The sequence below is a fragment of the Cupriavidus sp. PB-02 genome, from assembly GCF_058252315.1.
In genome coordinates, this window is record NZ_JBXPSX010000003.1 from 496,470 (window position 1) to 522,543 (window position 26,074).

The following is a 26,074-nucleotide window of genomic DNA, read 5'->3' on the forward strand; positions in this document are numbered from 1 at the left end:
GAGGATGGGGGTGAATTGTGTCTTCAGTGGAGTTGCAAATGGAAGCCACCAGTGATGGCCGGCACAAGGTAAATATCGGTGCCTACATGGACCTGGTGACGCGCGTTGGCGCGCATATCCCTACTCGCTTGAAGAGGGGCCGAGGAATCTACCTCGGCCTGCTGCTCTCCACGTCGTTGGCAGTTCGGATAATTTCGGAGACGCTGTAGCGCAGGGTCATCCAGGTCGGCGGCTCGATCAGCTTCGCTCCGGAAACGGAAGGCGCGGCGGCAAAGTGGCTGTCGGACGATACGCGCCACATGCTGGCCGAACTCGACCCGACGCCCGACCAGGTTACGGTGACCGTAAATACGTCACAGATGAACATCCTCGAGCAGTTTGATCATCGCGACATCGTGGGCAGTTCAATGGAAGACCCGGCGGTCTTCAATGCCTACAAAGAGATGACCGTGCCGGCGCAGCCGGGCTGGGCGGAGGAGCACATCCGCCGCCTGAGCGCGGCGGGCATCCAGAGTGCGTTCCAGTGCTACAACATCAACAGCTTCGAGTCGGTCGAACGACTGATGCGCCGCGGGATCTACAAGGGCCCGTTGGTCATGAACTGGGTAGCAATCGGCGGGGGCATGGACTCGCCGAGTATCTATAGCTTGGCCAACTTCGTGCGCGCCGTGCCGGATGGCGCTGTGTTGACGGTGGAAAGCTCGGTACTCAATGTACTCCCGGTGAACACGATTGGTATTGCGATGGGGCTGCATGTTCGCTGCGGCACGGAAGACACGCTCTGGAACCAGACCCGTACCGAGAAAATGGGTACGGTGGCCCAGATCGAGCAACTGGTGCGTATCTCGCGAGAGATGAGTCGCCCGATCGCGACCGCCCAGCAAGCGCGCGAAATGTGCAAGATCGGCGTGTTCTATGACACGGTGGAGGAAACACTGCAGGAAAACGGCTTCGCGCCCAATCGCAAGGGCGCGCAACAAGGCTTCCTGAAGAAGGTGGCCTAACCAAGCGTCAGTCCTGGGGGGCTTCGCCTCCCCAAAGCACAGTTCTTGCGCGCCAGTCGTGCGTTCTTCCGGACGGGTCATGCTGGCGCCGTTCGGCTTCGGCGTGGCATTTCAGGTAATGGAACCATGAACGACCCAGAGAATCTTTCCCTTGTCATTGGCGGCGAGCAAACGGTGATCCGCATGTATCACGCCCTCGACCGACAAGACTATCCTGGCGTATCCGAGTGCTTCATGCCAGATGGCATTTGGGATCATGGCAGTCATGCACTGCTCGGGCAAGAACAGATCCTTGCTTCCCTGAGCAAGCGGTCCGCAACGCTGTTCACTCGACACTATGTCAGCATTTTGTTGTCCTGGAGCATGGCGGATCCGTGGCTAAAGTGGCCTTCGGTCTGACGGTCTATCGCTCCGACCAGGGTGCAGCGCCAACGCTCCCCTTGGACAAAGTAGTGCCAGCCCTGTTGGCTGACGTGGAATGCGAACTGGCATGCAGTGACCGTGGAGATTGGCTCATCAACCGCCTCGCACCTCGTATCACCTTCGCCGCGCGCGCCGCATCCTGATGACCAGCGTAGGCGGCCACACCAGTTTGTCCATCGTGCCCGCCCAGGGCCTAGCCCGATCGCGCCAGCCGCCGTCGGTGGCACGGGCATGGTTCGTTTAGGAGGCGTGCGAGACGAATTTCCGGCGCTGGAGCGCACAGCGCCGGAAAGCTGGCGGCTAACTCACGTCCTAAGTACCGACGCGATGACCCGCTCGTCTTATGGCCGGGCGACGGTGCACGGGGCTATTGCTCGACCTTCCGAACGAATTGGCCGGTGCTAGGCACGATGTAGCCTGTTCCAACGTCGGGATAGACAGCACCGGTTCTGGCGTTCACTCCAGCCCCCGGAGCCCCGACGACAATCGCGGGCGGGGCGGAGCCAAAGGCGGGCCACGCCAATACGTGGGAGCCAGTGTCGGCGCTCCTGATCCTGAGGCGAGGGTCTCAGAGCGACCCTTCTGCGCCATTCGAATCTTCCTCAACACGATGACGGCTATCCGAGTCCAACGGTCATCCGCCCTAATGCTGCTTCGGTAGACGGTCGCCATTTCAGTCGTTCGGCAATCAGCGCGTCAACGGCAGAAAAGGATCGGAGCAACTTCACAGGTTGCCATGACTACGGCCGCCTACCACCGCGGATTCAGCCGACCACTATCCGAAATTACCCTGTACTCATACTTGTCCGGCGCCATCACCCGGCCACTGCCTCCATTTCCGCCCTGCGCCCCTCCGTAAGGCCGCCCAATACATGACCCGAAGTTCCGAAGACAACTCCGCCTCTTCGATCCTGCATCCAGGTGGGAAGCCGCTCAAGTCAATGCCAAGTTCCACCGCCGCAGCTAGACAGATCACCATGCGCCTCGGGCACGCTGAACGCATCTCCGCGCGATAGAGGAAGAGCAGCGCGGCCTGGTAGCCGATACCGTGACGCCTGGACAGGTGCCGTGCCTGCCGTGCTGTAGCACCGCGCCAGTCATGCATCTCGCGCAAGATGTCGCCAAGGCGGTCGATCAACCGGTCTTCGCTCCCAATGCGATGCCGGACACAAGTCTTCTGCTCCGCCACGACCGGGCGCTCTCGGATATCCCGAATGTGGAGAGCAGGCTCGGCCGGCCACCGAAACACATTCACGGGGGAACTCACGCCTGTACGTGGCCGGGCCAGGGAGCGCCGGAGCTTGCTCGTTGCCTGAGGAGGAACTTCTGGATCTTGCCGGTCGACGTCCTGGGAAGGTGGCCGATGACTACTTTCTTCGGCGCCTTGAAGTGCGCCAAATGGGCGCGGCAATGTTCGATCAGTTCGCGCTCGCCGATCCTAGCGCCATCGACGACTTCGACAAAGGCGCATGGCGTCTCCCCCCAACGCTCGTCCGGCTGGGCGACGACGGCTGCCACGCGCACCGCAGGGTGCCGGTAGAGCACCTCTTCAACCTCCAGTGAGTTGATATTCTCTCCGCCCGAAATGATGACGTCCTTGGAACGGTCCCGGATCTGTACATAGCCATCCGGGCAGACGACTGCGAGGTCACCCGAGTGGAACCAGCCGCCGGCAAAAGCTTCCGCCGTGGCCTCGGGGTTCTTCAGGTAGCCCTTCATCGTCATGTTGCCGCGGAACATGACTTCGCCGATGGTCTTCCCGTCCCCCGGCACCGGCACAAGGGTTTCGGGATGCAGCACGGCCATGCCTTCCTGTGCGGTGTAGCGGACGCCTTGCCGTCCTTTTCGTTCCGCCAGCGCACCGATGCCGAGTTCCTCCCATTCGGGCTGCTCCACGCAAACCGCCGCGGGGCCGTAGACCTCGGTCAGCCCGTAGATCTGGGTGATCCTGATCCCCATGCGCATCAGGCCTTCGATCACCGGGATCGGCGGGGGGGCGCCGCCGATGAGTCCGTGGACCGGATGGTCGATGCCCGCCTTCCACGCTTCGGGTGCGTGGGCAAGCATCGCATGCACGATCGGCGCCCCGCAGTAATGCGTGACCTGGTGCTCGCGAATCGCATCGAGCACGGCGGCAGCATCCACCCGCCGCAGGCAGACGCTGGTACCGGCGTTGGCCGCCAGCGTCCAGGCGAAGCACCAGCCATTGCAGTGGAACAGCGGTAGCGTCCACAGGAAGACGGCGTGCCGGGGCATGCCCCAGTCGAGCATGTTCGACAGCGCAGCCAGATAGGCGCCGCGATGGTGGTAGATCACGCCCTTTGGGTTGCCCGTGGTGCCGGAGGTGTAGTTGAGGGCGATGGCCTGCCATTCGTCGGCGGGCTCGCCGCCCTCCCAATGCGGATCGCCCCCGGCCAGGAAGCCCTCGTATTCGATCTCCGCCAGCCTGCGGCCCCCTTCGACGGCAGGATCGACGATATCGATCATCAGCGGCTTGTAGTCGAGCAGCGCCAGTGCGGCTTCAACTACGTCCGCGTACTCCGTGTCGGTGACCAGCACCTTCGCATCCGCGTGCCTGAGCATGAAGGCGATGGCGGCCGCGTCCAGGCGCACGTTAAGCGTGTTCAGCATGGCGCCGCTCATGGGCACGCCGAAATGCATCTCCAGCATCTCCGGCGTGTTGGCGGCCATCACTGCCACCGTATCGCCAGTCCTGACGCCGGCGGCCACCAGCGCCGACGCGAGGCGGCTGCTGCGGTCCAGCATTGCCCGCCAGCTCGTGCGGCGCTCGCCGTAGACGATGGCTGTACGCTCAGGGTAGACCTCGGCCGTCCTGCGCAGGAAGGAGATCGGTGTCAGGGGCACGAAGTTGACCGGGCTGCGCTCCAGCCCATCCCCGCTGTGTACGACGTGTTCCATGGATTGCCTCACTGGCTGGAGCTGTGCGTCAGCGCGTTACGTCGCGGGAGATGATCATCCGCTGGATCTCGGAGGTCCCCTCAACGATCTCGAGCACCTTGGCATCCCCGAACGCGCGGGATACCGCGTACTCCGTCATGATCCCGTTGCCGCCGTGGATCTGCACGGCCTGGTGGGCCGCCTCCATGGCCTTCTCGGTTGCGAAGAGCTTTGCCATCGAGGCCTGCCGATCGTAGGGCCGCCCCTCGTCCTTGGCCACCGCAGAGTCGTAGAGCATCAGGCGGGCAGCGTGCGCGTGGGTCGCCATGTCGGCCAGCTTGAACTGCAGCGACTGGAACTGGTCGAGGGTCTTGCCGAACGCTGTGCGCTCGCTCATGTAGCGGACAGAGCGTTCCAGCGAGCCCTGCAGGATGCCCAAGCCCAGCGTTCCGATGAGGATGCGGCCGGTGCTCACCTGTGACAAGGTCTGCCGGAGACCGGCCCCGACCTCGCCGAGCAGGTGGTTGGCAGGAATGGCGCAGTCCTCGAAGAACAGCTCGAATGTGGTCGATCCGCGCCAGCCGATCTTGTGCAGCTTCTTGCCATGGCTGAAGCCGGGCGTACCGTTCGGCACGATGAAGTTCGATATCTCCTTGCGCCCGTCGGGCCGGATTCCCGTCACCGCCGCGATGACGATCGGGCCGGTGATATCGGAACCCGAGTTGCTGATGAAAGTCTTGGCGCCATTGATAACCCAGCAGCCATCCTTCAGCACTGCGCGGGTCTGGATATTGGCGGCATCGGAGCCGGCGTTCGGCTCTGTCAGGCCAATGCAGCCGACCTGCGTGCCCGCCAGGATCGGTCGCAGGAAGCGCGCCTTCTGGTCATCGGTGCCGTAGTTGTTGAGCAGGCTGGCCGCCGTCGAATTGGCCATGATTGCTACCGCCACGGCGCAATCGACGCGGGCGATCTCTTCCAGCGCAATGGCGAAGCCAAGCCAGTCGCCGCCGCTGCCTCCCCAGGCCTCGGGGTACGGCAGCCCGATATAGCCCAGTTCGCCGGCCCGGCGCCAGATCTCGTAGGGAAAACTCTCCTCCTCCCACAACCGGAGGGCGACCGGTGCGATCTCTTCCTCGGCGAAGCGGCGCACCGCCTGCCGGATAATCTCGTGGTGTTCTGCGATGTATGACATCGTCTTTCTCCTCAATACGATTCCTGCAGCATCGCCAAGTAGTCGTCGACCGTGGCAGTGCGGGGATTGGTGGCGTGGCAGTGGTCCTTCGTGGCGGCGACCGCGATGTCCTCCAACACGTCGCGCGGCACGCCCATGGCTCTGAGACCAGCCGGCAAGCCGAGACGGGCGTTGAGTTCGCTGATGGCCTGAGCCGGGTCCCCGCCGGCGGGCAGGCCCATGGCCTGTACCAGTGCGGCCTGCTTGGCTTGGATCGCCGGCTTGTTGAAGCGCAGCACGGCCGGCAGCAGCACGGCATTCAGCGTGCCGTGGTGCAACGAGACGCCGGGCACCGCGCCCAGCGGGTGCGACAGGGCATGCACCGCACCCAGCCCCTTCTGGAAGGCCAACGCGCCTTCCATGGCGGCCATCATCATGTTCCAGCGCGCGTCACGGTCGCAGCCGTCCGCGGTGGCCTTGCCAATATTGGCTATGCCGCGGCGCAGACCGTCCAGGGCGATCGCTTCGGCGGGCGGGTTGATGGCCGGCGACAGGAAGGTCTCGATGCAGTGGGCGATGGCGTCCATGCCGGTCGCGGCGGTCAGGGCCGGCGGCAGGCCCAGCGTCAGTTCCGGGTCGCAGATGGCGAGCTTCGGCAGCAGGAACGGACTAAGGAGGCCGAGCTTGCGGCCGGACTCCATGACGATGACCGCGCCCCGGCCCACTTCGCTGCCGGTACCCGCAGTTGTCGGGATGGCCACCAGCGGGGCGACCCGGCTGGTGATCCGGCTCGCGCCGCCCTCCACCGCCGCGTAGGTCTGCAGCGGTGCCGGGTGGGTCGCCAGCAGCGCAGTGGCCTTGCCCAGGTCGATGGGCGACCCGCCGCCCACGGCCACGATGCCGTCGCAGCCATTGCCGAGGTAACGGCCGGTCGCGGCGGACACGGCGGCTTCCGTCGGGTTGGGTGGGGTGTCCTCGAAGACGGTGGGAGAGCAATCCGGGCCCAGGGCGTCGAGTACCTTGTCGGCGATCCCGGCGGCGCGGATGCCGCGGTCGGTGACGATCAGCGGTCGCTGGATGCCCAGGCGCTGCAGCTCGGCCCCCAGCATCCGGATGGCGCCGAAGTCGATGTGGACGGTAGTCAGGTAGTTGATGACAGCCATGTTTTCCTCGTAGATATGTCGATGCGTCAGGCGCGGAACAGCGTCGGGTCCATGCGCGGAAGCGGCTCCGCCACGCGCACCGGAGGGAAGGCCATCAGGTCCAGCACCTGCGACCTAACGTCGATGCCGGGCGCAACCTCCTCCAGCACCAGTCCGTCTGGCACCACCGAGAAGACTGCGCGCTCGGTGATGACCTTGGCCTCCTGGCCGCGCTCGGCCAGGTTGCGCCCGAGCGGATAGGTGATCTCGTCCACGCGCTCGACGAACTTGCGCACGCTCCCCTCACGCCCGACCGAGAGGAAGCCGTCGGTAGCGTCGGCGGCGAGGCCACCCGTGGTGAAGGTGCCGGTGAACAGCAGCTTGCGCGCGTTGTAGGCGATGTCGATGAAGCCGCCCGGCCCCGGATTGGCCGCGCCGAAGCGGCTGACGTTGATGTTCCCGGCCCGGTCGAATTGGGCAAAGGCCAGCGCCGCCATCGGGCAGTTGCCGCCGTCGATGAAGTCGAACTGCGAAGGGCCGTCGATCAAGGCCTCCGGATATTTGTTGGCGGAAAATTGCCAGCCGCTCATCACGACGCCGCCGAAGGGGCCGTGCTCGGTGGTAAAGCTGTAGCGATGCAGGCCGCCGTCGGCGAACAGGCCGTCTTCCATCATCACCGTGGGCACGTCGGACGAAGCGCCGAAACCAAAGATGCTGACCTCGCCGGGCCTGACCTCCCGGGCTGCCCGCCGGGCGATCACCTTGTCGGCGCCGGGCGGCAGGCGGTCCGAGGCGCGGCCGTCGAAAAGCTGGCCGCCGAGATAGGCATCGTCGTACCGGATGTCGGTGGTCATCATGGCGTCGGGTTCCACCACGACGCGATCCACCAGCACTCCGGGAATCCGCACCGCGTGCGCAGGCCGGGCGTGGCGCGGCACCAGCTTGCGCACCTGTGCGATCACGGTGCCGCCTGACGCCTTCACCGCCAGCGCCATGGCCAGCGCGCACGACGTGATCGGCTCGTCCTCGAAGCTCAGGTTGCCGTCCTCGTCGGCACTGGTGGCACGCAGGAACCCCACGTCGAGCGGCCAGCTCGGATAGAAAAGGTATTCCTTTCCGTCCAGCTCCTGCATCCGCACCAGGTCGTCGGTGGCGCGCGCCGTGTACTTGCCGCCCTGCTGGCGCGGGTCGATGTAGGAGCCGAGGCCGATGCGGGTCAGGTAGCCTGGGCTGCGCCGGGCGACTTCGCGCAGCCAGTGCATGGTGGCGCCGATCGGCCAGCAGTAGGCCTCCACCCGATTCTCGCGGATCAGGCGCATGAACTCGGGGCGCTTGCCGGTAGCCGGATTCACCGCATTGGTAAAGTTGCCCGACACGATCCGCTTCATCAGCCCTTCGACGGCCACGTGATCCATGCCGCGGATGCCCATGCCGTCGCCGACACTGACCGGGAAGAAGAAGGTCAGGTCACGAGGCGACCCAGTCTCGTGGAAGCGTTGCGCCAGCGCCTGGAACAACGCGTCCGGCGTCAGCCAGCCGATCACGCCGACGCTGCCCACGCTCTGACCGGGCCGGATATCCGAAACGGCCTGCGCCGCAGTACAGATCTTGCTCATGCGATCTCTCACCTTTCTCACCCGCTCGCAGCCCGGGCTCAGGCCTGGAAATGGATGATGTGGGTGCCGACGCAGACCGTCTCGCCCCGCTGGTTGAGTAGCGTCGCCTCGGCCCACAGACGCTTCTTCTCGTCGTCGGCGCGGGCGATACGGTAGTTCACGGTGAGGGTGTCGCCGATGCGCACGGGCTTGGTGAAGCGGACGTTGTCGTAGCCGTAGGAGACCGCCGGGCGCTGGATCATGTCGAGATACTTGGTCACGGCGCCGGCGATGAAACCGACCATCATGGCGCCCTGCGCGATGCGGCCGCCGAAGCCCATGCGCTTGCAGTACTCGTCGTCCATGTGGTTGGGGTGGTTGTCACCGCTGATGCCGGCGAAGGCATAGATGTCGTACTCGCCGAGGGTGCGGGTGTAGCTGGTGTGCGTGCCAATAAGGGTGGATACGTTGCCTTCGTGCGGGATCTTGATGTCGGACATTTGGGTTCTCCGGAAGTGGGTTGGGGTTCAGACCTGGGTGGCGTCGATCCTGCTCGCGAGGATGAGCAGGGATTCGAGGAGAAAGTAGTCGCCCCAAACCAGTTCGTTGTCTATGGCGACGTTATTGCGCTTGTTGAAGCAGCCGCCGGTAAGGATGCCAGGCTGCCGTACATCGCCTGGGCCGACCGGGGTCAGGAAGCGGGTCACGAGTTGCTCGATGCTGTCGACGGCGGCCTGGCGGTAGACCGCCGCGCGCTCCGGGGCAAGCGCGGCCAGTTTGAGCAGGCTGGCGGCGGCGATGGCGGTGGCCGAGGTGTCGCGGTTAGTGTGCGGGATGGCGGGATCGTCGAAATCCCAGAAGGCCACGTGGTCGGCGGGCACGTGCGCGACCCACCAATCCGCCACGCGGATCGCGTCGGATTTGAACGCCTGCTCGCCGCACGACAGCGCCTGCGCGAGCCCGAGCATGCCCCACGCCTGGGCGCGGGCCCAGGTGCTGCTGTCATGTATGCCCTTGTGCGTGTAGCGCTTCACGAGCGACCCATCGGCGGCGTTGAATGTGGCGGACTGGCAAACCGAGCCATCCTCCCGCACGCACAGGGCAATGTGCTGGCGCAGGTGCTGGCGGCCGATCTCTCCCGTGCCGAGGGCGGCGTGGTGCCGCAACAGCAGCGCCACTGTGCCCGGAATCGCATCGATGTTGGCCTCGCTCGTCCCCACGCTGGAGGCCTCCTCGGCCTCGGTGCCGAGCGGGATAAGGCGGGCTGCTTCGCTGTACATTTCCGCGAGGCCACGCGTGCCGTCGAGGGCGAGCCCCGCGGCCTGGGGATCGGCCAGCAGCGAGCCGCCGAGTTGCGCGCCGTACCAGAAGAGGAATCCTTTAAACACCGACTTCGACACCACCCGCGGCGCCAGCCGTGCGGACCACATGCGGGCGCTGTCGCGGTACTTCTGCTCGCCAGTGCGCAAGGCAGCCAGCCACAGCATCCCGACCCAGAAGCCGCCAGTCCAGTCGCCGGCGGGGGAGCGTGTCCAGGTGCCGTCGGCCGGATTGCCATAGTGCGGAAAGCCCGCCTCGTCCTGCGCGATCGTTGCATCGATGCGTTGCAGAATGCGATCTAGCGCATCTTCAATCAGTCTGGAATCCATATGTTTGTCTCCATGCGTACATTGGCTTGTCCGGGCTCGGTGCCAGCCTTGCGGACCGACAGGGGTGGAGCGCGGAGCGGGGTATGCATGGAATCGTAGGGATTGCGCAAACTAGTGTCCAATATATAATTGATAGCTCTTTTATACCCTCTGGATATAACGATGGACCTTCGCCACCTCCGGTACTTCATCGCCGTCGCCGAGGAACTCAACTTCACGCGGGCGGCAGAGCGCCTGCACATCGCCCAGCCGCCGCTGAGCCTGCAGATCCGCCAACTCGAGGAGGAGATGGATGTGACACTGCTGAACCGCTCGCGTCGGCACGTGGAGCTGACCGAGGCGGGGCGGATTTTCCTGGAGCAGGCGCGGCAGATCCTGCGCGCTACCGAGAGTGCGGTCATCCAGACGCAGCGCGCGCATCGCGGTGAGACTGGCCGGCTGACGATCGGCTTCTTCGAGCACACGTCCTATACGCTACTGCCGCCCATCCTGCGCGCCTATCGGGAGCGTTTTCCCTCCGTGGAAATCCTGCTGCGCTGGTTTCCGGTCGTAGAGCAGGCAGAAGCGCTGCGGCGGGGTGACGCGGATATCTCCTTCATGCGGCCCGTGCCCGACCTTGAGGACGTGACGTGGGAAACCATCCTCGAAGAGCCGTTCGTGCTGGCAGTGCCGGCAAGGCACCCATTCGCGAACGCGGAGTCGATCTCGCTGAAGGATTGCGCGCAGGAGCCCTTCATCATGTACATGCCCGAGGCGGCGCCGGACTTCCACGCCATGAACATGCGCATGTGCGCGTCGGCGGGTTTCGTGCCGAAGGTCGTGTCTGAAGTGGGGCAGGTCTACACGCTGGTCGGGTTGGTCAGCTCCGGTGCGGGCATTGGCTTCGTACCGGCATCGGTCCGGCAGATGAAGTTCGACCACGTCGTCTACAAGCCGATCAAAGGCCGGCAACCAACAGTCGAGATCATGCTCGGCTATAGCCAGCGTACCCCAACGCCGCTGATGACGGCTTTCATCGAGACGGCGAAAAGCGTGCTGTGAAGGTTCCCCGGGCCTCGCTGTAACGTTGGCGAGGGCCGGAGAATGGCGCGGACGTTCAGTCGCGCCCGGCAATAGGCAGCAGCCGTACGTGGCGGTCGAGCGCCAGCGAGTTGCCGTCGGCCAGAGCGGCCCGCAACAGGCGTGAGAGCAAGCTCTGATAACAGGGCGGTCTCGTCCATGGCGCTCGGTGAGGGTGCCGCCCAGCCCTTCGATGCCGAGATCAATGGCCTCCAGGAAGATGGCGCTCGCCTCGGGCATCGCTCGCGATACCTCGCAAATCCGCTAGCTAACAGCGAGGCGGCAGGCCAGGTCGGTGTCGTCGGGCGGCGCCGACCCAACGCGGGTTCGATGTCCGCGGCAAGCCGCCGGAGAAAAGGCGTTGAACGCGCGGGTGGTGCCGCTGCCCCTCCTGCCCGATCAGCATGCGTCAGGTGATCTTCATGACGTCTTCTTCCCAACCAGCGGGCAGCCACCTTCGTCCATCGGCCGGAACGCCTCGTTGGCGGGAATGGAGGCGATGAGCTTGTAGAAGTCGCCCGCATACTTCGATTCCGACGGCTTCTTCACCTCGAACAGATAGAGCGGGTGGATCTTCCGGCCGTCTTCGCGAATGCTGCCCTTGCCGAACAGCTTGTCGTCGGTGGGCATCGCCTTCATCTTCGCTACCACGGCGCTGCCGTCGCCATCCGCCTTCATCGCCGTCACTGCCTTCAGGTAGTGGATCACAGCCGAGTACGTGCCCGCCTGCGCCATGGTCGGGAACTTACCGTTGTTGGCAGCGGCGAATTCCTTGCCAAACTTACGGTTCTCGTCGGTCATATCCCAATACCAGGTCTCGCTCAGCAACAGGCCCTGCGCAGCCTTGAGACCGAGCGCCTGGACGTCGCTGCTGAAGACGAGCAGGCCTGCCAGCTTCTGACCGCCGGCGGTCACGCCGAACTCGGCGGCCTGCTTGACCGCGCCGATGGTGTCGCCCCCGGCGTTGGCCAGGCCCACCACCTGCGCCTTTGAGGCTTGAGCCTGCAGCAGGTAGGAGGAGAAATCGTTGCCCGGGAAAGGATGCCGGACCTTGCCGAGGACCCTGCCACCGTTCTTGACGACAACGGCCTCGGTGTCGCGTTCGAGCGAGTGACCGAAGGCGTAGTCGGCAGTCACGAAGAACCAACTCTTGCCACCCGCCTTGACAACCGCCTTACCCGTCCCATTCGCCAGTGCCCACGTGTCGTAGGCCCAGTGGATCGCATTGGGCGTGCAGGCCTTGCCGGTGAGGTCAGAGGTGCCGCCGCCGGTAACAATCATCACCTTGTTCTTCTCCTTGACCACCTGGTTGACCGCCAGGATGACTGAAGAGGTCGGCACGTCGACAATAGCGTCCACTTTGTCCACGTCGAACCAGCGGCGGGCGATGCTCGCCCCGACGTCCGGCTTATTCTGGTGATCGGCGGCCACGATCTCCACCTTCAGACCATGCTTTTCAGGTGCAAAGTCCTGGACCGCCTTCTTCGCGGCCCAGACCGAACCGGGACCGGCCAGCCCAGCATAAACGCCGGTCTGATCGTTGAGCACACCGATCCGGACCACGCCGTCCGTAATCTCGGCCTGCGCCGTCGAGGCCGCCAGCAGCGCGGCGAGCGCAAGTAGCTTGATGCGATTGTTCATCCTGTGTCTCCTCTACTGTGGGGATATAAATGGGGTGTTCCGTTCAGCGGTCGATTTCATGCCTTTCCTTCCACGCGCCGGGCATGCACGCCTGCTCCAGCGGGCGCTTCCTCATAACTTGGTGCCGGCACGGCAGCGTGGCGCGGTGCGGGCCGGCCGCGGCGGTTGCCCACGATGCTCTGGCACAACGCATTCAATTCGCCGACGATGCCGCGGCGGAACGTCAGCACGCACACGACGAAGATGCTCCCCATGATCACGGTGATCATGGAACCGACCTTGTCCGCCAAGGCGTTCTGGATGGCAACCACGATGCCCGCGCCCACCACCGGGCCGAAGGCAGTGCCAAGGCCGCCCAACAGCGTCATCAGCACGACTTCGCCGGAGGTGTGCCAGTGCGCGTCGGTCAGCGTGGCAAACTGAAAGACCAGGGTCTTGGTGGCCCCGGCAAGGCCAGCCAGGCCCGCCGAGAGGACGAAGGCCAGCAGCTTGTAGCGCGCGACGTCGTAGCCCAGCGAGGTGGTGCGCGCCTCGTTCTCACGGATCGCCTTCAGGATCTGGCCGAAAGGCGAATGGATGATGCGGTGGATCAGCCAGAAGGTGAACAGGAAGATCGCCAGCACGAAGTAGTACATGCGCAAGTCCGACGCTAGGTCGAACAGGCCGAACAGCCTGCCTCGCGGAATGGCCTGCATGCCATCCTCGCCGCCGGTGAACGGCGTCTGCAGGAACAAGAAGTAGAACATCTGTGCCAAGGCAAGCGTGATCATCGCGAAGTAGATGCCTTGCCGGCGAATAGCGAGCGCCCCGACGACAAAGCCCGCGGCAGCCGAGACGGCTGTGCCGAGCAGCAGGCCGAGTTCCGGGGTGAGCCCCCAGGTCTTCATGCCATAGCCCGATATATAGGCCGCCGTGCCGAGGAATGCCGCATGGCCGAACGAGAGCAGGCCGGTATAGCCGAGCAGCAGGTTGAAGGCGCAGGCGAACAAGGCGAAGCACAGCACCTTCATTAGCATCACCGGATAGAGCACGGCCGGGGCCGCCAGCGTGCCCAGCAGCAGGACACCGTAGCCAAGATTTCTCATTTTCATACGCGACCTCACTTTTCCTTGCCAAACAGGCCTGCCGGCCGAACCATCAGCACGATGACCATGATCACGAAAACCACCGTGGCCGACGCCTCTGGATAAAACACCTTGGTCAGTCCTTCCACCACGCCCAGCCCCAGCCCGGCGACGATCGCGCCAAAGATGGAACCCATGCCGCCGATCACCACCACCGCGAACACGACGATGATCAGGTTCGACCCCATCAGCGGACTTAGTTGCCCCGTCGGTGCTGCCAGCACGCCGGCCAGCCCGGCCAGGCCCACGCCGAAGGCATAGGTCATCATCACCATCACCGGCACGTTGATGCCGAAAGCTTGGGTAATGCTTGGGTTCTCGGTGGCGGCGCGCAGGTAGGCGCCGAGGCGGGTCTTCTCGATCGTGAACCAGGTCAGCAGGCACACTGTGAGCGAGGCGCCGATGACCCACGCGCGGTATTTCGGCAGGATCATGAAGCCGAGGTTGAAGGCGCCCGCCACCTCGTCGGGAATCGAATAGGGCTGCCCCGAGACGCCGAATTGGAAGCGAAACAGGCCTTCGATAATGAGCGCCAGCCCGAAGGTGAGCAGCAGCCCGTACAGGTGGTCGAGCTTGTACAGCCACCGCAGCAGGCCGCGCTCGATGGCGATACCCGCCAGCCCTACCAGCACCGGCGCCGCCAGCAGCGACCACCAGTAGCTGATGCCGAGATACTCCAGGCCCGCCCAGGCGACAAATGCGCCCACCATGAACATCGCGCCGTGGGCAAAATTTATGATGTTGAGCATGCCGAAGATCACGGCAAGCCCGAGGCTGAGAATCGCGTAGAACGAGCCGTTTACCAGCCCGAGCACGAGTTGCCCCAACAGCCCCTGTAGCGGGACTCCCAGAATCGTTGTCATGTTGTCTCCTCCGCAGCGGTCTCAGACACCCAGGAGTTCCTGGAGCAGGTGCTGCTTCTCGTGAATCTCGTGCTGATGGATCTCCGCGGCGATTTGGCCGTGCTCCACCACGTACATGCGGTCGGCCAGCGGCGCGGCGAACCGGAAGTTCTGCTCCACCAGCACGATCGTGTAGCCCTTCGCCTTGAGGTCGCGGATGACTTGGGCGAGCTTCTGCACAATCACCGGCGCCAGTCCCTCGGAGATTTCGTCCAGCAGCAGCAACCGCGCTCCAGTGCGCAGGATGCGCGCCATCGCCAGCATCTGTTGCTCGCCGCCCGATAGCCGCGTGCCCTGGCTATGCCGCCGCTCGTGGAGGTTGGGGAACATCGCGTAGATCTCGTCGAGGCTCATCCCGCCGCCACCCACCTGCGGCGGGAGCAGGAGGTTCTCCTCGCACGAGAGGCTGGAATAAATCGCCCGCTCCTCCGGGCAGAAGCCGACGCCGAGACGCGCGATGCGATGGGCCGGCATGCCGATTGCCTCGCGGCCGTCGATCATGACCGAGCCGGCGCGACGCCCCGTTAGGCCCATGATGGCGCGCAGGGTAGTGGTACGGCCTGCCCCGTTGCGGCCGAGCAGGGTCACGCACTCTCCCTCGTTCACCAGCAAGTCGATGCCGTGGAGGATGTGCGATTCGCCGTAGAAGGCATGGAGGTCGGTGACCCGCAGGTATTCCGTCGCCATGATCAATGCCCTCCCGGCGCAGCGAGCGCGGCATCAGCGCTGCCCATATAGGCCTCGATGACCTGCGGGTTGGCGGAGACTTCCGCGTATGTGCCCTCGGCCAGCACGCTGCCGCGCGCCAGCACCGTGATGGCGTCGCAGATGCCGGACACCACTTTCATGTTGTGCTCCACCATCAGGATGCTGCGATTGGCCGAGACCTTCTTGATGAGCTGCATGACGCGGTCAACGTCTTCGTGGCCCATGCCCTGCGTAGGCTCGTCGAGCAGCATCAGCTCGGGATCGAGGGCCAGCGTGGTGGCGATTTCCAGCGCGCGCTTGCGACCGTAGGGCATCTCGGCGGTCGTCATGTCGGCGAAGTCCTCCAGTCCGACGTCGGCGAGCAATGCCATGGCCCTGTCATCGAGCGATGCGAGGACTTTCGGCGAGCGCCAAAACTGGAAGGAAATCCCGAGCCTGCGCTGCAGCGGGATACGTACGTTCTCGAGCACGGTCAGGTGCGGAAACACCGCCGAGATCTGGAAGGAGCGCACCACACCCCTGCGTGCGATCTGCGCTGGCTTTTCGCCGGTGATCTCGTAACCGTTGAACCGTATGGTGCCGCGCGTGGGATCGAGGAACTTAGTAAGGAGGTTGAAGCAGGTGGTCTTGCCTGCACCGTTCGGACCAATCAGCGCGTGGATGTGCCCACGCCTGATCTTGAGACTGACGTCGTTTACGGCGACGAATCCCTTGAATTCCTTCCGCAGTCCGACGGTTTCAAGAATGAGATTGCTTGCCATGATAATTTCCGCGCCCGTTGTTGGGGGTCTGCTGGAGAATATGGCCGTAACTAGATCACGTCCAATATATTATTGGTACGTCATTGACACTTTTTGTGTATATGTGTCGGAGGCGGCGCAGCTCGCGCTCCTCGCGGATTGTCGCGGACGTCAGCGTGTCGTAGCGCCACAGAGGCGACAGAAGCGATTGCGAACAAGGGTCTGTTGCTTGAGCGAAGCGGACGCACAAACGTCCACGCGTCGGTGAAGGCGAATGACCCTTTATGGCCGGTCTCGGACGGATGCCCGCTGCAAAACTGGCGAGCGTCATAACCTTCCTCGCCTCGCCGCTGAGTGTCGCTATCAACGGCGATGCCATACCGGTCGGAGGTGGGATACCCGGCGACATCCATTACTGAGGCGATCGGGCGACGGGCTCGACTACTCCGCCTCGAATATGGCCATAGTTCTGCAGCCCGGCCGGACGACTCGACCGAACCGGCGGGTGCATTCCGATACCTGCCTTTCAGGCCTCTATCATAACCCCACGGCTTATGATAGCAATTCGGCCTTATCTTGGTCAGAGGCCGAGCCCAGGAGCGCGGACCACGAGCGCTTCGTGCAGGCGCTGTGCAAGATCGAACCCGTGGTGGGCGAGGTTCGCAGCCTCGCGCGGGAATTTCTCGGGCTCATGCACCGGCGAAGTCCGCGGCAGTTCGATCGATGGTTGAAGCGTCTGTCGCGCTGCGACGCTGCGGAAATCCGTAGCTTCGCGCAAAGCCTGCACGCCGACTTACCGGCTGTGCGGGCGGCCTTCAGGCTGCCATGGAGCAATGGCCAGACCGAGGGTCACGTCAACCGGCTCAAGTTCCTCAAGCGCCAGATGTATGGCCGCGCGAACATCGAGCTTCTGCGGCTGCGGGTACTGAAGCCAAACTGAACGACCGGCCTGCCTTGTCCTGCTGGACCCGCTAGTCCGATCGCCATCGCAGGCGGGTGAGCTCGCGTACGGTCAGGACGAGGCTGGCGGGCTCGCCCACGTTCGTCAATAAGAAGAATGGTGGTGGTGGGCGGTGGAGACGACGGCCGTTCCACGCGACAACATCCTCCACGCCAACGCCCTCGTCACACAAAGTGCGGAAGCCCCAGTTTTGCTGCGGTATACGACAGCCGCATCGACGAGCTGCTTCCCCACAACTGGCATCCCGCACGCTGAGTGCGTCTGCGCTCTCACAATCGCTCTCGACCTGCAAGGTGGGACGGCGGGCCGATTACGCTGAATCGATCGTTCGAGACGTCGTATGAAACGATGATTGAACTCGAGACTCGGGCGCAGAGGTTGGCTTCGGCTACGCATGTTTCATGCTGACGCCATTGCGGCGTTTTGTGGGAGGGAGGCGGGGGACAAAGTGCGTTGATGGGTCGGGCTTCGTGGTTTCCCTAGTTACCCCGAAATGTCAATTTGGTGCCCCAAATTGTCAAAACGCTCCGCTTTGTTGCTAGATACTTGGTGAGGTTGGCCGCAAAGGCCCACGGTATCGACATCCGACGCAAGATCGCAAGGAGATGGGAATGGAGCTTAAGGACAAGGTCGCAATCATTACGGGCGGCGGGCAGGGCGGCGGCGAAGGCATCGCGCGCGTGCTGGCACGTGAAGGGGCCAGGATTGCCGTGGTAGACCTGAACCTTGACGCCGCCAGACGCGTCGCTTCCAGCATTGATCCGGACGGCAAGCATGCTATCGCCATCCGCGCCGACATCAGCAAGAAGGCCGACACGGAGGCCATGGCCCGCCAGATGCTGGAGGCGTTTGCCGCCATCGACATCCTGGTCAATAACGCCGGCGTCGGCGGCGCCTCCGCATTGGTGTGCGATGTCACGGAAGAGAACTGGGACCGCGTGATGGGGGTGAACGCCAAGGGCATCCTGTTCTGCTGCCAGGCGGTCATTCCTGCCATGAAGGCGCGGGGCAAGGGCAAGATCGTCAATATCGACCCCATCGCCGGCATTCGCATGGCTTACTTCAGCAGTGTGGATTACACCGCGTCAAAGCATGCGGTCACGGGACTGACACAACACCTCGCATGGGAGTTGGCGGACCAGCGCATCAATGTCAATGCCGTGTGCCCCGGCGGCATCCTGACGCCTGCCATTGAAGCGTATGCAAGTCCGGAAAAGCGCGATGCGCTGATCAGGCGGACGGTGCCGCTGGGCCGGTTCTGCAAGCCCGAGGAGATCGGGGAAGCGGTATCGTTCCTTGCCAGCGACCGTGCCGACATGATCACGGGCCAGATGCTGGCCGTGGATGGCGGCACCCTCACCGGATATGGCGAGGATCTCCGCGCGGTGCTGCGCCAGCGGCTCCAGGAAGAACAGGGCCATTGACTTCGTCGCAACTGGCAACCTGCTGGCCTGGCCCAACCTGAAGCGGGCCAGCAAGGCGAGGCTGCCGTCGGCAGTTCAGGGTGAGTTCAATAGTGGATGATGCCTGGGGTTCCGCCGCCGACCGGGATGGCTTCGCCATTGATTGCCACGCTCAGCGGTGAAGCGAGGAAGGTCACCACGCAGGCGACCTCGCTGGCATCGACCATGCGGCCGAGGCTACTCTTGGTCGCCGCCCACGCCTCGGTTGTCGCATCGGTCTTCTCGGTGCGCGTGGGTCCGGGATGGACCGCCGTGACATTGATGCCCTTCGGGCCAAGTTCATCCGCGAGGTTCTTGGTGATTGCCGCCACGCCGACGTTACGAAGCGTGGCGATGGGCCGGCCCGTATGGTAGATCGCCAGACCGCCGATATTGATGATACGTCCCCAGCCATTTGCGACCAGATGCGGTGCCAGCGCCCGTGCGGTGCGAAGATAGCCGATGACCTTGATGTCGATATCTTCGAGTGCTTGCGCATCGACGATCTGGTCCAGTTGCGTGGCCGGCGAGATGCCACCCGGCAGAGCCGCGGCATTGACCAGGATATCGATGCCACCCAGAGCTTCGATCGCTTGCTCCACCATGGCGTCGACGGAAGCCTTGTCGGCGGTATCGACCGTCAGCGGCACAATGCGGCGGCCGGTCAGCGCCGCGAGCTCCGCGGCTGTCGCATCCAGCGCCTCTTTCCCGCGCGCGGCGAGCACGACATCAACGCCTTCCTGTGCGAGCTGCAGGGCAATCGTCTTGCCAATGCCGCGGCTGCCGCCTGTCACGATTGCGCGCTTGCCTTCTAACCTCAGGTCCATGATTTCTCCGATTTCCAGCAATGTTCCAGCAATGGGTTCGGGGCGATCGTGCCATGAACACGTCGCCCCGTGATGCTCATGCGCCAAGGCGTACAGGCGGTGTTGCCCGCGCGCCAGGACGCAGCGGTTACGGCACCAGTACGGTGGCGCCGCTGGTCTTCCTCGATTCGAGCGCGCGATGGGCCTCGGCGGCATCGGCCAGTGCGAAGCTCTGCCTGGGCTCGCTTGTGATCTTGCCGGCGAGCACCATCTCGAACACCTCCCTGGCCATGTCGAGCATGTGCGAACGCGGCGTGGCGTAGTGCACCATGGCCGGACGCGTGACCCACAGCGAACCCTTGGCGGCGAGCGTGCGGCTGTCGATTTCCACCGGCCCGGAAGTCGTGCCGTTGCTGACGAGGGTGCCGCGTACCTGCAGGCAGGACAGCGAGGCATCTAGCGTCGACTTGCCGATCGAGTCGAAGACGACCGGCACCTTCTTGCCGTCGGTGATCTCCATCACACGTTCGACAATATCCTCGCGCGACGTGACGATGGTGTGCGTGCAGCCATTGGCCTTGGCGATCTCCGCCTTTTCGTCGGAGCTGACCGTGCCGATCATGGTCACGCCAAGCGCGCGTGCCCACTGGCACGCGATCAGGCCGACGCCGCCCGCCGCCGCGTGATAGAGGATGGTCTCGCCACCCTTGAGCGGGTAGACCTGGCGGAACAGGTATTGGGCCGTCATGCCCTTCATGATGAGCGTCGAGGCAGTCCGGTCGGAGACGCCATCGGGCAGCGGGATCAGGACTTCCGCCGGCATGACGCGCACGTCCGAGTAAGCGCCCTGTGGCCCGAGCAGGTAGCCGACGCGGTCACCGACGCGGATGTCGGTCACGCCCGGACCGACGGCCTCGACCACGCCAACCGCATCGGAGCCCAGGCCGTTGGGCAGCTGAAGCGGATAGTGGCCGGTGCGGAAGTAGATGTCGATGAAATTGACGGCGATATAGGTATGGCGGACACGGGCCTGGCCCGGGCCGGGATCGCCGACTTCGACGGTCTCAAGCTTGAGGACGTCGGCGCTGCCGGTTTCGTAGAAGCGGATTGCTTTTGCCATTCAGGTCTCCTGAAGAAAGTTCATGCCGGTCCGGTGCCCGCCAGGGCCGTGGACCTCATGGCTGGATGTGGTAGGTCTTGACGATGCCGGCATTGCGCTCGTATTCCGTGCGCAGCGCCTGGCTGAGTTCCGGCAGGCCCTGCGCCGGCACAGGCTCCATGCCGAGCGCCGCGAACCGTTCCTGCACGTGGGGTTTTGATGCCGCCTTGTAGACCGCTGCCTGGATCTCCTGGCTGACGTCGGCAGGCACCTTGGCGGATACGAAGACACCGCCCCAGTTGCTGAAATCGATATCCGGATAGCCCAGCTCCGCGAAAGTCGGAACCTGCGGCAACAGTGGCGAACGCTTCTTTGCCGCCAGCGCGTAGGGTCGGAGCTTGCCGGCCTTGATCATGGGCAGCGAGGTCACCATGCCGTCGTACATCACGGCGATCTGCCCGCCCATTACCTGGGTCAATGCCGGCGGCGAGCCAGCAAACGGCACGTGCTGCAGATCCATGCCGGCCTTCTGGTTCATGATCATGCCGGCATAGTGGCCAACCGTGCCGGCACTGGGCGAGGCGAAACTCAGCTTGCCGGAGTTGGCCTTTACATAGCGAATCAGGTTTGGGAGATCCTTGGCCGGCAGGTCAGGCGATCCAACCAGCACCATGGTCACCTTGCTGACGGCGGCCACGGGCTTCACGTCCTTCACCGGATCAAAGGAGACCTTCATCACCTGGGGAACTTCCGTGAAGACATTGGTCAGGGTGACCAGGATGGTCTGGCCGTCAGCCGGCGCCGCCAGCAGGGTATTGATGGCAATGCCACCACCGGCCCCCGGCTTGTTGTCGACCACCACGGCCTGGCCGAGGTCTGCCGTGAGCTGCTCGGCCAGCACGCGGGCGATAACGTCCATGGTTCCGCCGGCCGGGGCGGGCACCAGCATGCGCACCGGTTTGTTGGTCCAGGCCATGGCAGGGGGCATCGCTGCGGCCAGGATGACTACGACGGCCACCTTGCGGAATGCGAAGAGGGCGGGGCGATGGGACATGTTGGACTCCGTCAAGAACAGGATGGCCGGCCGCCTTGGCCGCAGTCGAGTCGCTGCGTCCGGGCGGCCTTCCGCATCAGGCGGCGCGTAGCGGCAGGTTCCTGATGCCGGCCTGGCGGTTGGGCGCCATGCCGTGGGCGGCCAGCGTTTCTTCAACGCTGTCGTACCACGTGCCGATGCGGTAGATCTCGCGCGCTTCCTTGCCCGAGGCGATCTCGCGGCCCAGTTCCTTCGCCACGCGCACGCACTGTTCGATCTGCTGCACCGAGGTCATGCGGTTGCCGTGCTGGTCGATGATGGTGTCCTCGATGCCGCAGCGCGGGTGCAGGCCCATGGACATGGCCATCATGTTGAACGGCAGCACGTTCTTCAGCAGCGACTCGGCGGTCAGCGTGCAGCCGTCCGGGGCGCGATGCACGAAGTTGAAGAAGTTGAATGGGTTAGGGCCGTCGAAGCCGCCGCCGATGCCGATCCACGTCAGGTTCAGCGGGCCTTTGTAGTGGCCTGCGCGCACCAGGCGATCCAGCGTTTCCATCGCGTGGATGCCGGTGAGCTGGAAGTGCGGCTGGATGCCTGCGTTGCTCAGGCGGCGCAGGTGCTCTTCCACCCAGCCCGGGCCGGCCGGCACGGTCATTTCGCGGTAGGCAGCCTGGTAGGCGGGATGCTCGAGCGAGGTACCTTTCAGGTACTCGGGATAGAGCAGCTCCATGATGTTCATCTGCGTGGTGTTGATCGCCACCGTCACCTGGTCGGGCTTCGGGGTGAGTTCGGCGAGCATGTGGCGGGTGTCGTCCGACAGCCATTTGGCGGCTTCGCCTTCGTCTTCCGGCGCGAACGAGATCGAGCCGCCGACCTGGATGATCATGTCGGGCACGGCGGCGCGCACGCCGGCGATCAGCTCGTTGAACTTGGACAGGCGTTTGGAACCCTTGCCGTCGAGTTCGCGTACGTGCAGGTGCAGCACGGTGGCGCCGGCGTTATAGCAGTCCACGGCCTTCTGCACCTGCTCTTCCATGGTCACCGGGATGTCTTCCGGGAAGTCCTGCGGCATCCACTCGGGGCCGTACGGGGCCACGGTGATTACCACTTTGTCCTGGTTTTCCGGGTGCAGGGAATCGTCGAGAAACTGCATGGTCTCCTCCTGGTGGTGAGTGGCGCGTCCACGCGCCCGTTTGACAGTCTTGATCCAATGGCCACGATTCGATGCATGTGCCCGCGCTTTTAGTTGAGCCGTGGTGATCCGCTTTCCGCGTGCGAGCAAATGCGGGCGACGCAACCGGCATCCGGAAGATCGGCGAGATAGGCAAGCAACATGTCGAACGGGCGATCCTCATGCCCAGCGGCGCGCGCGGTACCGATGTTCGCCATGCAATACACGGCGTTGATCTTGTCCCAGTCCGCGTCGGTCAGAAAGCGCTGCGCCGCCGGCAGGATGACGCCTTCCTCGCGCCCCATGAGCGCCCAGGCGAACTGCGCGTAGTGATCGACCTTGCTCAGCAGTTCGGTCAGCGGGCCGCCCGCCGCAAACCGTTCCACGGCTTCGGCGAGTGCGCCGACCCATTGCGCATCGCGTTCATGCTGGCGCTCCAGTTCGTCGAGTTCGGCATCGGCCCGGGCCGTGCGCCGGCGCAGCCTGCCGTACAGGCAGGCCTGCTTGCGGGGATGGTGGCGCGCGACCGGGAAGGTCTGGATAAACCGGATCATGCTCCGCATCACTGGCACGTCCGCGCGGGCGCCGTCGTCATTCGCGGCCATGAGCATGTCCAGCCAGGCGCGCAATACGGCACTGAGGGCCCGGTGTTCGTCGCGGATGCCGCGGATCGCCGGCACCGGCGTCGCCGGCGCGGGATTCGGCACGGCGAACACGGGCAGGCCCGCCGCGAGCACAGCCTGGACCAGCGGCCCCGTCATCGCGCCGTGTCCGTGGGCGCCAATGAAGACCAGGTCACAGCCGGCCTCGCGCGCGGTTGCGGGGATGGTCGCTTGCGCGTCGCCGCCGATTGAGCCAGCCGACGCACATGGCATCCCTTGCGCCCGCGCCACCGACTCGGCCTTGCCGAGCAGCTCGCGGCTGCGGCTACGCTGGCCGTGAGGCATTGCGGCCAGCAGCGGCGCAAAGGCGAACGTAATCCGTGCGGCCGCGATGCGTGCCAGTTCGATGGCCCCGATGACGGTGGCCATGGATTCGTCCGTGTCGTCGACCGGAACCAGCAGGTGGCGACAGGTGACGACGTCGGCATCGGAACAAGGGCGGCTCATGTCGGCACCCCGACTAGTACACGCCTCTGGTCAATCTTCACCGCAAACGTTGCGACGGACAGCGACGGCGCCACGACCAGCGCCCCGGTGGTCACGTCGTAGCGCCAGCCGTGCGCACGGCACTGGACGATGCGTCCGCACAAGCTGCCGCCGGCGAGTGCGGCGCCGGCGTGCAGGCACGTGTTCTCGATCGCATGGACGGTGCCGTCGACATTGAACAGCGCAATGTCCTTGCCGCCGGCACGCACCGCCATCGAGGCGCCCGGCGTCTTGACGGCCGTACCAGCCAAGAACCGTCTGAATATCCAGATGGATTTTGCTCCGGGGGGCCAGGAACAAAATTAGTTTAGAAATGGATACAAAGTTAGGGGTCTTCCGCAATTTGTGTGACGACGGCGAACTGGCGTGGAGGATCTTGTCGCGTGGAACGGCCGTCGTCTCCATCGCCCCCACCACCATTCTTCTGCTTTTTCGCGAACCTGGGCGAGCCCCGTCGGCCTCGCCCACGCCCCACGAGCTCATTCCTCTGCGATGGCGAACGGGCTAGCGGGTCCAGTAGGACAAGGCGGGCCGATTCAGCTTGGCTTCAATACCCGCAGCCGCAGAAGCTCGATGTTCGCGCGGCCATACATCTGGCGCTTGAGGAACTTGAGCCGGTTGACGTGACCCTCGGTCTGGCCATTGCTCCATGGCAGCTTGAAGGCCGCACGCACAGCCGGTAAGTCGGCGCGCAGGCTTTGCGCGAACCTCCGCATTTCCGCAGCGTCGCAGCGCGACAGACGCTTCAACCATCGATCGAACTGCCGCGGACATCGCCGATGCATGAGCCCGAGAAACTCCCGCGCGAGGCTGCGGACGTCGCCCACTACGGGTTCGATCTTGCACAGCGCCTGCACGAAGCGCTCGTGGTCCGCGTTCCTGGGCTCCGCGACCGCGAGCTTCCTCCATCCTATAAGCCATCCGAACACGCGCCGGGCCGACGGGCACGGCATCGTGCGCACGGGTGCCTGGAAAAGAGGCTTCTTGCCCTGCGGAAAAAGGAGGCGAATCACGCAATTCCGAACGGCGGCGCGACTGCCGGTATAACCTCGCTGCTTGAGTTCCTGCCAGATCAGCTCAGGAAAGCGACAGCCCTGTGCGATTCGTTCCTCTATATAGCTGAGGTAAGGATCTAAAGGCGTCGGCCCCCGCGCCCTGGGGGCGCGCTCGGGGAATGCCCCCGCGGTGATGAAGTTGCGCACGGTTCGATGGTCGATTGAGAGCTCTTGCCCGATTCCTTTCATCGTGCCGCCCTGGGCGTGTAGCGCCATAACCCGCTCGTACAGCTCCACCCGCGAGGCGCGTCGCTGATCGCTCAGACGCTGCCATGACCACAGTGAGTTGCGGCTCAGCTCCCGCTGCCGGCCCAGGGTCACGCCACCGACCTCGACCTGCTGCGCGGCTTGGCGCAGTTGCGGTCCGAGTCGGCACAGCAGTCTCTCGACGTTGTCGCGCAAGTTGCACAGTAGATGCCAGCGATCCGAGACTTGCGTGGCTGCCGGCAGCGCGATGTCGACCGCCTCGGAGTAGGCCCCGGCCCGGTCCCTGGCAACGATCTCGATCGATGGGTGCGCACGCATCCACGCGGCCACCCCAGTTCCTTCCCTGCCCGCGAACACTTCGATCGGCTCACGTCGCTCCAGGTCGACGATGATCGTTCCATACTGGTGACCGCGCGCGATCGCCCAGTCATCGATGCCGACGACCCGCGGTCGTGGTTTGCGCTTGCGCTCAGGAGCTCTGCGCAACTCCCGCAGCACGGTGTCGGCACTGGTGCGCAAGCCCAAAACGTCAGCAAGCCGAGCTGCCGCCTCACCACCGAGGGCATGGCCCAGCGCGTGCAACGCCCGAGCCTGCGATTGCGTACGACGTTGATGCCGACCGGCCAGGGCGTGGATGCTCTCGGCAAACGTACGACGCGGGCAGCCGGCGTTTGCACACTTGAAGCGACGCACCTCAACGGCGAGAACGACCCGCTGGTCGAGCATCGGACGTTCTTCCAGCCTGCGCACATAGCGGCCGTGGCGTCGGTTACTCCAACGATGGCAGGCAGGACACGGTGCGGCGCGAACCGTACTGCAGGCTTCTACGGTAATGGTATCCCCTCGCGCGTCGCTGGAGACGAAGCGCTTACCCACGCGGGCGAGAATACGATCGATCCCACCGAGAACTTGGCTCATGGTAACGATCAACGTAAAGCCAGATCGGCCCGAAATCAAGCCCCCAACGCGGCCGTCACACAAAGTGCGGGAGACCCAAAGTTAGTTTAACCAACGCGCGCGGGCCTGCCGGCGTTCCGATGCATCTCTCTAGACATAAGCGCAGTTATGTCTAAAGTCGTGCGATGAAAATTAGATT

The 26,074-nt window shown here is 64.3% G+C and carries 22 protein-coding genes and 3 pseudogenes; 7 read left to right on the forward strand and 18 right to left on the reverse strand.

Features of this window, described 5'->3' with window-relative positions; translation table 11 throughout:
• Nucleotides 1–38: 38 nt before the first annotated feature.
• The 3 genes and pseudogenes from AC10V3_RS36685 (at nucleotide 39) to AC10V3_RS36695 (ending at nucleotide 1,403) form a co-directional block, all read left to right on the forward strand.
• Nucleotides 39–209, forward strand: a complete 171-nt coding sequence (locus AC10V3_RS36685; RefSeq protein WP_490924610.1) for a hypothetical protein — start codon at nucleotides 39–41, stop codon at nucleotides 207–209.
• A 6-nt stretch (nucleotides 210–215) separates the two neighbouring features.
• Nucleotides 216–1,004 (forward strand): annotated as a pseudogene (locus AC10V3_RS36690) (beta-keto acid cleavage family enzyme); the annotation flags it as partial.
• 126 nt (nucleotides 1,005–1,130) lie between these two features.
• Nucleotides 1,131–1,403 (forward strand): nuclear transport factor 2 family protein, encoded by a 273-nt coding sequence (locus tag AC10V3_RS36695; RefSeq protein ID WP_490924611.1) that lies wholly within the window; start codon nucleotides 1,131–1,133, stop codon nucleotides 1,401–1,403.
• A gap of 1,287 nt (nucleotides 1,404–2,690) precedes the next feature.
• Here the strand turns inward: AC10V3_RS36695 and AC10V3_RS36700 are convergent.
• The 6 genes from AC10V3_RS36700 to AC10V3_RS36725 are packed head-to-tail and all read right to left on the reverse strand — an operon-like array spanning nucleotide 2,691 to nucleotide 9,882.
• Nucleotides 2,691–4,346: an acyl-CoA synthetase gene (locus tag AC10V3_RS36700; protein WP_022538172.1), complete on the reverse strand. Its 1,656-nt coding sequence runs from the start codon at nucleotides 4,344–4,346 to the stop codon at nucleotides 2,691–2,693.
• A gap of 28 nt (nucleotides 4,347–4,374) precedes the next feature.
• Nucleotides 4,375–5,517, reverse strand: coding sequence for an acyl-CoA dehydrogenase family protein (locus AC10V3_RS36705; protein ID WP_022538173.1), 1,143 nt, complete (start codon nucleotides 5,515–5,517; stop codon nucleotides 4,375–4,377).
• Between the two features lie 11 nt (nucleotides 5,518–5,528).
• Nucleotides 5,529–6,659 (reverse strand): iron-containing alcohol dehydrogenase, encoded by a 1,131-nt coding sequence (locus AC10V3_RS36710; RefSeq protein WP_022538174.1) that lies wholly within the window; start codon nucleotides 6,657–6,659, stop codon nucleotides 5,529–5,531.
• A 26-nt stretch (nucleotides 6,660–6,685) separates the two neighbouring features.
• Complete coding sequence (locus AC10V3_RS36715; RefSeq protein ID WP_022538175.1) at nucleotides 6,686–8,254, reverse strand: acyl CoA:acetate/3-ketoacid CoA transferase; 1,569 nt, start codon at nucleotides 8,252–8,254, stop codon at nucleotides 6,686–6,688.
• A 38-nt stretch (nucleotides 8,255–8,292) separates the two neighbouring features.
• Complete coding sequence (locus AC10V3_RS36720) at nucleotides 8,293–8,733, reverse strand: MaoC family dehydratase (RefSeq protein ID WP_022538176.1); 441 nt, start codon at nucleotides 8,731–8,733, stop codon at nucleotides 8,293–8,295.
• A 27-nt stretch (nucleotides 8,734–8,760) separates the two neighbouring features.
• A complete protein-coding gene (locus AC10V3_RS36725) occupies nucleotides 8,761–9,882 on the reverse strand; it encodes a glycoside hydrolase family 88 protein (protein WP_022538177.1) in 1,122 nt (373 codons plus the stop codon).
• A gap of 162 nt (nucleotides 9,883–10,044) precedes the next feature.
• Between AC10V3_RS36725 and AC10V3_RS36730 the strand changes: the two genes are divergently transcribed.
• Nucleotides 10,045–10,923: a LysR family transcriptional regulator gene (locus AC10V3_RS36730; RefSeq protein WP_022538178.1), complete on the forward strand. Its 879-nt coding sequence runs from the start codon at nucleotides 10,045–10,047 to the stop codon at nucleotides 10,921–10,923.
• A gap of 438 nt (nucleotides 10,924–11,361) precedes the next feature.
• On the opposite strand, the gene AC10V3_RS36735 is transcribed toward AC10V3_RS36730, so the two are convergent.
• The 5 genes from AC10V3_RS36735 to AC10V3_RS36755 are packed head-to-tail and all read right to left on the reverse strand — an operon-like array spanning nucleotide 11,362 to nucleotide 16,077.
• On the reverse strand, nucleotides 11,362–12,582 hold the full coding sequence (locus tag AC10V3_RS36735) for an ABC transporter substrate-binding protein (RefSeq protein ID WP_022538179.1): 1,221 nt from the start codon (nucleotides 12,580–12,582) through the stop codon (nucleotides 11,362–11,364).
• A gap of 56 nt (nucleotides 12,583–12,638) precedes the next feature.
• Nucleotides 12,639–13,667: a branched-chain amino acid ABC transporter permease gene (locus tag AC10V3_RS36740; RefSeq protein ID WP_041681735.1), complete on the reverse strand. Its 1,029-nt coding sequence runs from the start codon at nucleotides 13,665–13,667 to the stop codon at nucleotides 12,639–12,641.
• Between the two features lie 14 nt (nucleotides 13,668–13,681).
• Entirely contained in the window at nucleotides 13,682–14,569 is an 888-nt protein-coding gene (locus AC10V3_RS36745; RefSeq protein ID WP_022538181.1) for a branched-chain amino acid ABC transporter permease, read from the reverse strand.
• Between the two features lie 21 nt (nucleotides 14,570–14,590).
• The gene (locus AC10V3_RS36750; RefSeq protein WP_029043246.1) at nucleotides 14,591–15,295 is read right to left on the reverse strand and encodes an ABC transporter ATP-binding protein; all 705 of its coding nucleotides are present in this window, start codon (nucleotides 15,293–15,295) and stop codon (nucleotides 14,591–14,593) included.
• 2 nt (nucleotides 15,296–15,297) lie between these two features.
• The gene (locus tag AC10V3_RS36755; RefSeq protein ID WP_022538182.1) at nucleotides 15,298–16,077 is read right to left on the reverse strand and encodes an ABC transporter ATP-binding protein; all 780 of its coding nucleotides are present in this window, start codon (nucleotides 16,075–16,077) and stop codon (nucleotides 15,298–15,300) included.
• A 272-nt stretch (nucleotides 16,078–16,349) separates the two neighbouring features.
• Here AC10V3_RS36755 and AC10V3_RS36760 point away from each other — a divergent pair.
• From AC10V3_RS36760 to AC10V3_RS36770, 3 genes and pseudogenes are all read left to right on the forward strand, one after another.
• Nucleotides 16,350–16,475: pseudogene (locus AC10V3_RS36760) on the forward strand (short-chain dehydrogenase); the annotation flags it as partial.
• A 167-nt stretch (nucleotides 16,476–16,642) separates the two neighbouring features.
• Nucleotides 16,643–16,996, forward strand: a pseudogene (locus AC10V3_RS36765) (transposase); the annotation flags it as partial.
• 632 nt (nucleotides 16,997–17,628) lie between these two features.
• The gene (locus tag AC10V3_RS36770) at nucleotides 17,629–18,441 is read left to right on the forward strand and encodes an SDR family NAD(P)-dependent oxidoreductase (protein ID WP_490924612.1); all 813 of its coding nucleotides are present in this window, start codon (nucleotides 17,629–17,631) and stop codon (nucleotides 18,439–18,441) included.
• An 86-nt stretch (nucleotides 18,442–18,527) separates the two neighbouring features.
• Here AC10V3_RS36770 and AC10V3_RS36775 read toward each other — a convergent pair whose 3' ends face one another.
• The 7 genes from AC10V3_RS36775 to AC10V3_RS36805 form a co-directional block, all read right to left on the reverse strand.
• Complete coding sequence (locus tag AC10V3_RS36775; protein ID WP_490924677.1) at nucleotides 18,528–19,286, reverse strand: SDR family NAD(P)-dependent oxidoreductase; 759 nt, start codon at nucleotides 19,284–19,286, stop codon at nucleotides 18,528–18,530.
• 127 nt (nucleotides 19,287–19,413) lie between these two features.
• Nucleotides 19,414–20,385, reverse strand: coding sequence for a quinone oxidoreductase family protein (locus tag AC10V3_RS36780; protein ID WP_490924613.1), 972 nt, complete (start codon nucleotides 20,383–20,385; stop codon nucleotides 19,414–19,416).
• A 55-nt stretch (nucleotides 20,386–20,440) separates the two neighbouring features.
• Nucleotides 20,441–21,418: a tripartite tricarboxylate transporter substrate binding protein gene (locus tag AC10V3_RS36785; protein WP_490924614.1), complete on the reverse strand. Its 978-nt coding sequence runs from the start codon at nucleotides 21,416–21,418 to the stop codon at nucleotides 20,441–20,443.
• 76 nt (nucleotides 21,419–21,494) lie between these two features.
• A complete protein-coding gene (locus AC10V3_RS36790; RefSeq protein ID WP_490924615.1) occupies nucleotides 21,495–22,550 on the reverse strand; it encodes a beta-keto acid cleavage family enzyme in 1,056 nt (351 codons plus the stop codon).
• Nucleotides 22,551–22,639: 89 nt separating this feature from the next.
• Nucleotides 22,640–23,677: a hemerythrin domain-containing protein gene (locus tag AC10V3_RS36795; protein ID WP_490924616.1), complete on the reverse strand. Its 1,038-nt coding sequence runs from the start codon at nucleotides 23,675–23,677 to the stop codon at nucleotides 22,640–22,642.
• Nucleotides 23,674–23,967, reverse strand: a complete 294-nt coding sequence (locus AC10V3_RS36800; RefSeq protein ID WP_490924617.1) for a Rieske (2Fe-2S) protein — start codon at nucleotides 23,965–23,967, stop codon at nucleotides 23,674–23,676. The genes AC10V3_RS36795 and AC10V3_RS36800 overlap by 4 nt, the downstream gene beginning before the upstream one ends.
• Nucleotides 23,968–24,252: 285 nt before the next feature.
• Nucleotides 24,253–25,896, reverse strand: a complete 1,644-nt coding sequence (locus AC10V3_RS36805; RefSeq protein WP_490924618.1) for an ISL3 family transposase — start codon at nucleotides 25,894–25,896, stop codon at nucleotides 24,253–24,255.
• Nucleotides 25,897–26,074: the final 178 nt, after the last annotated feature.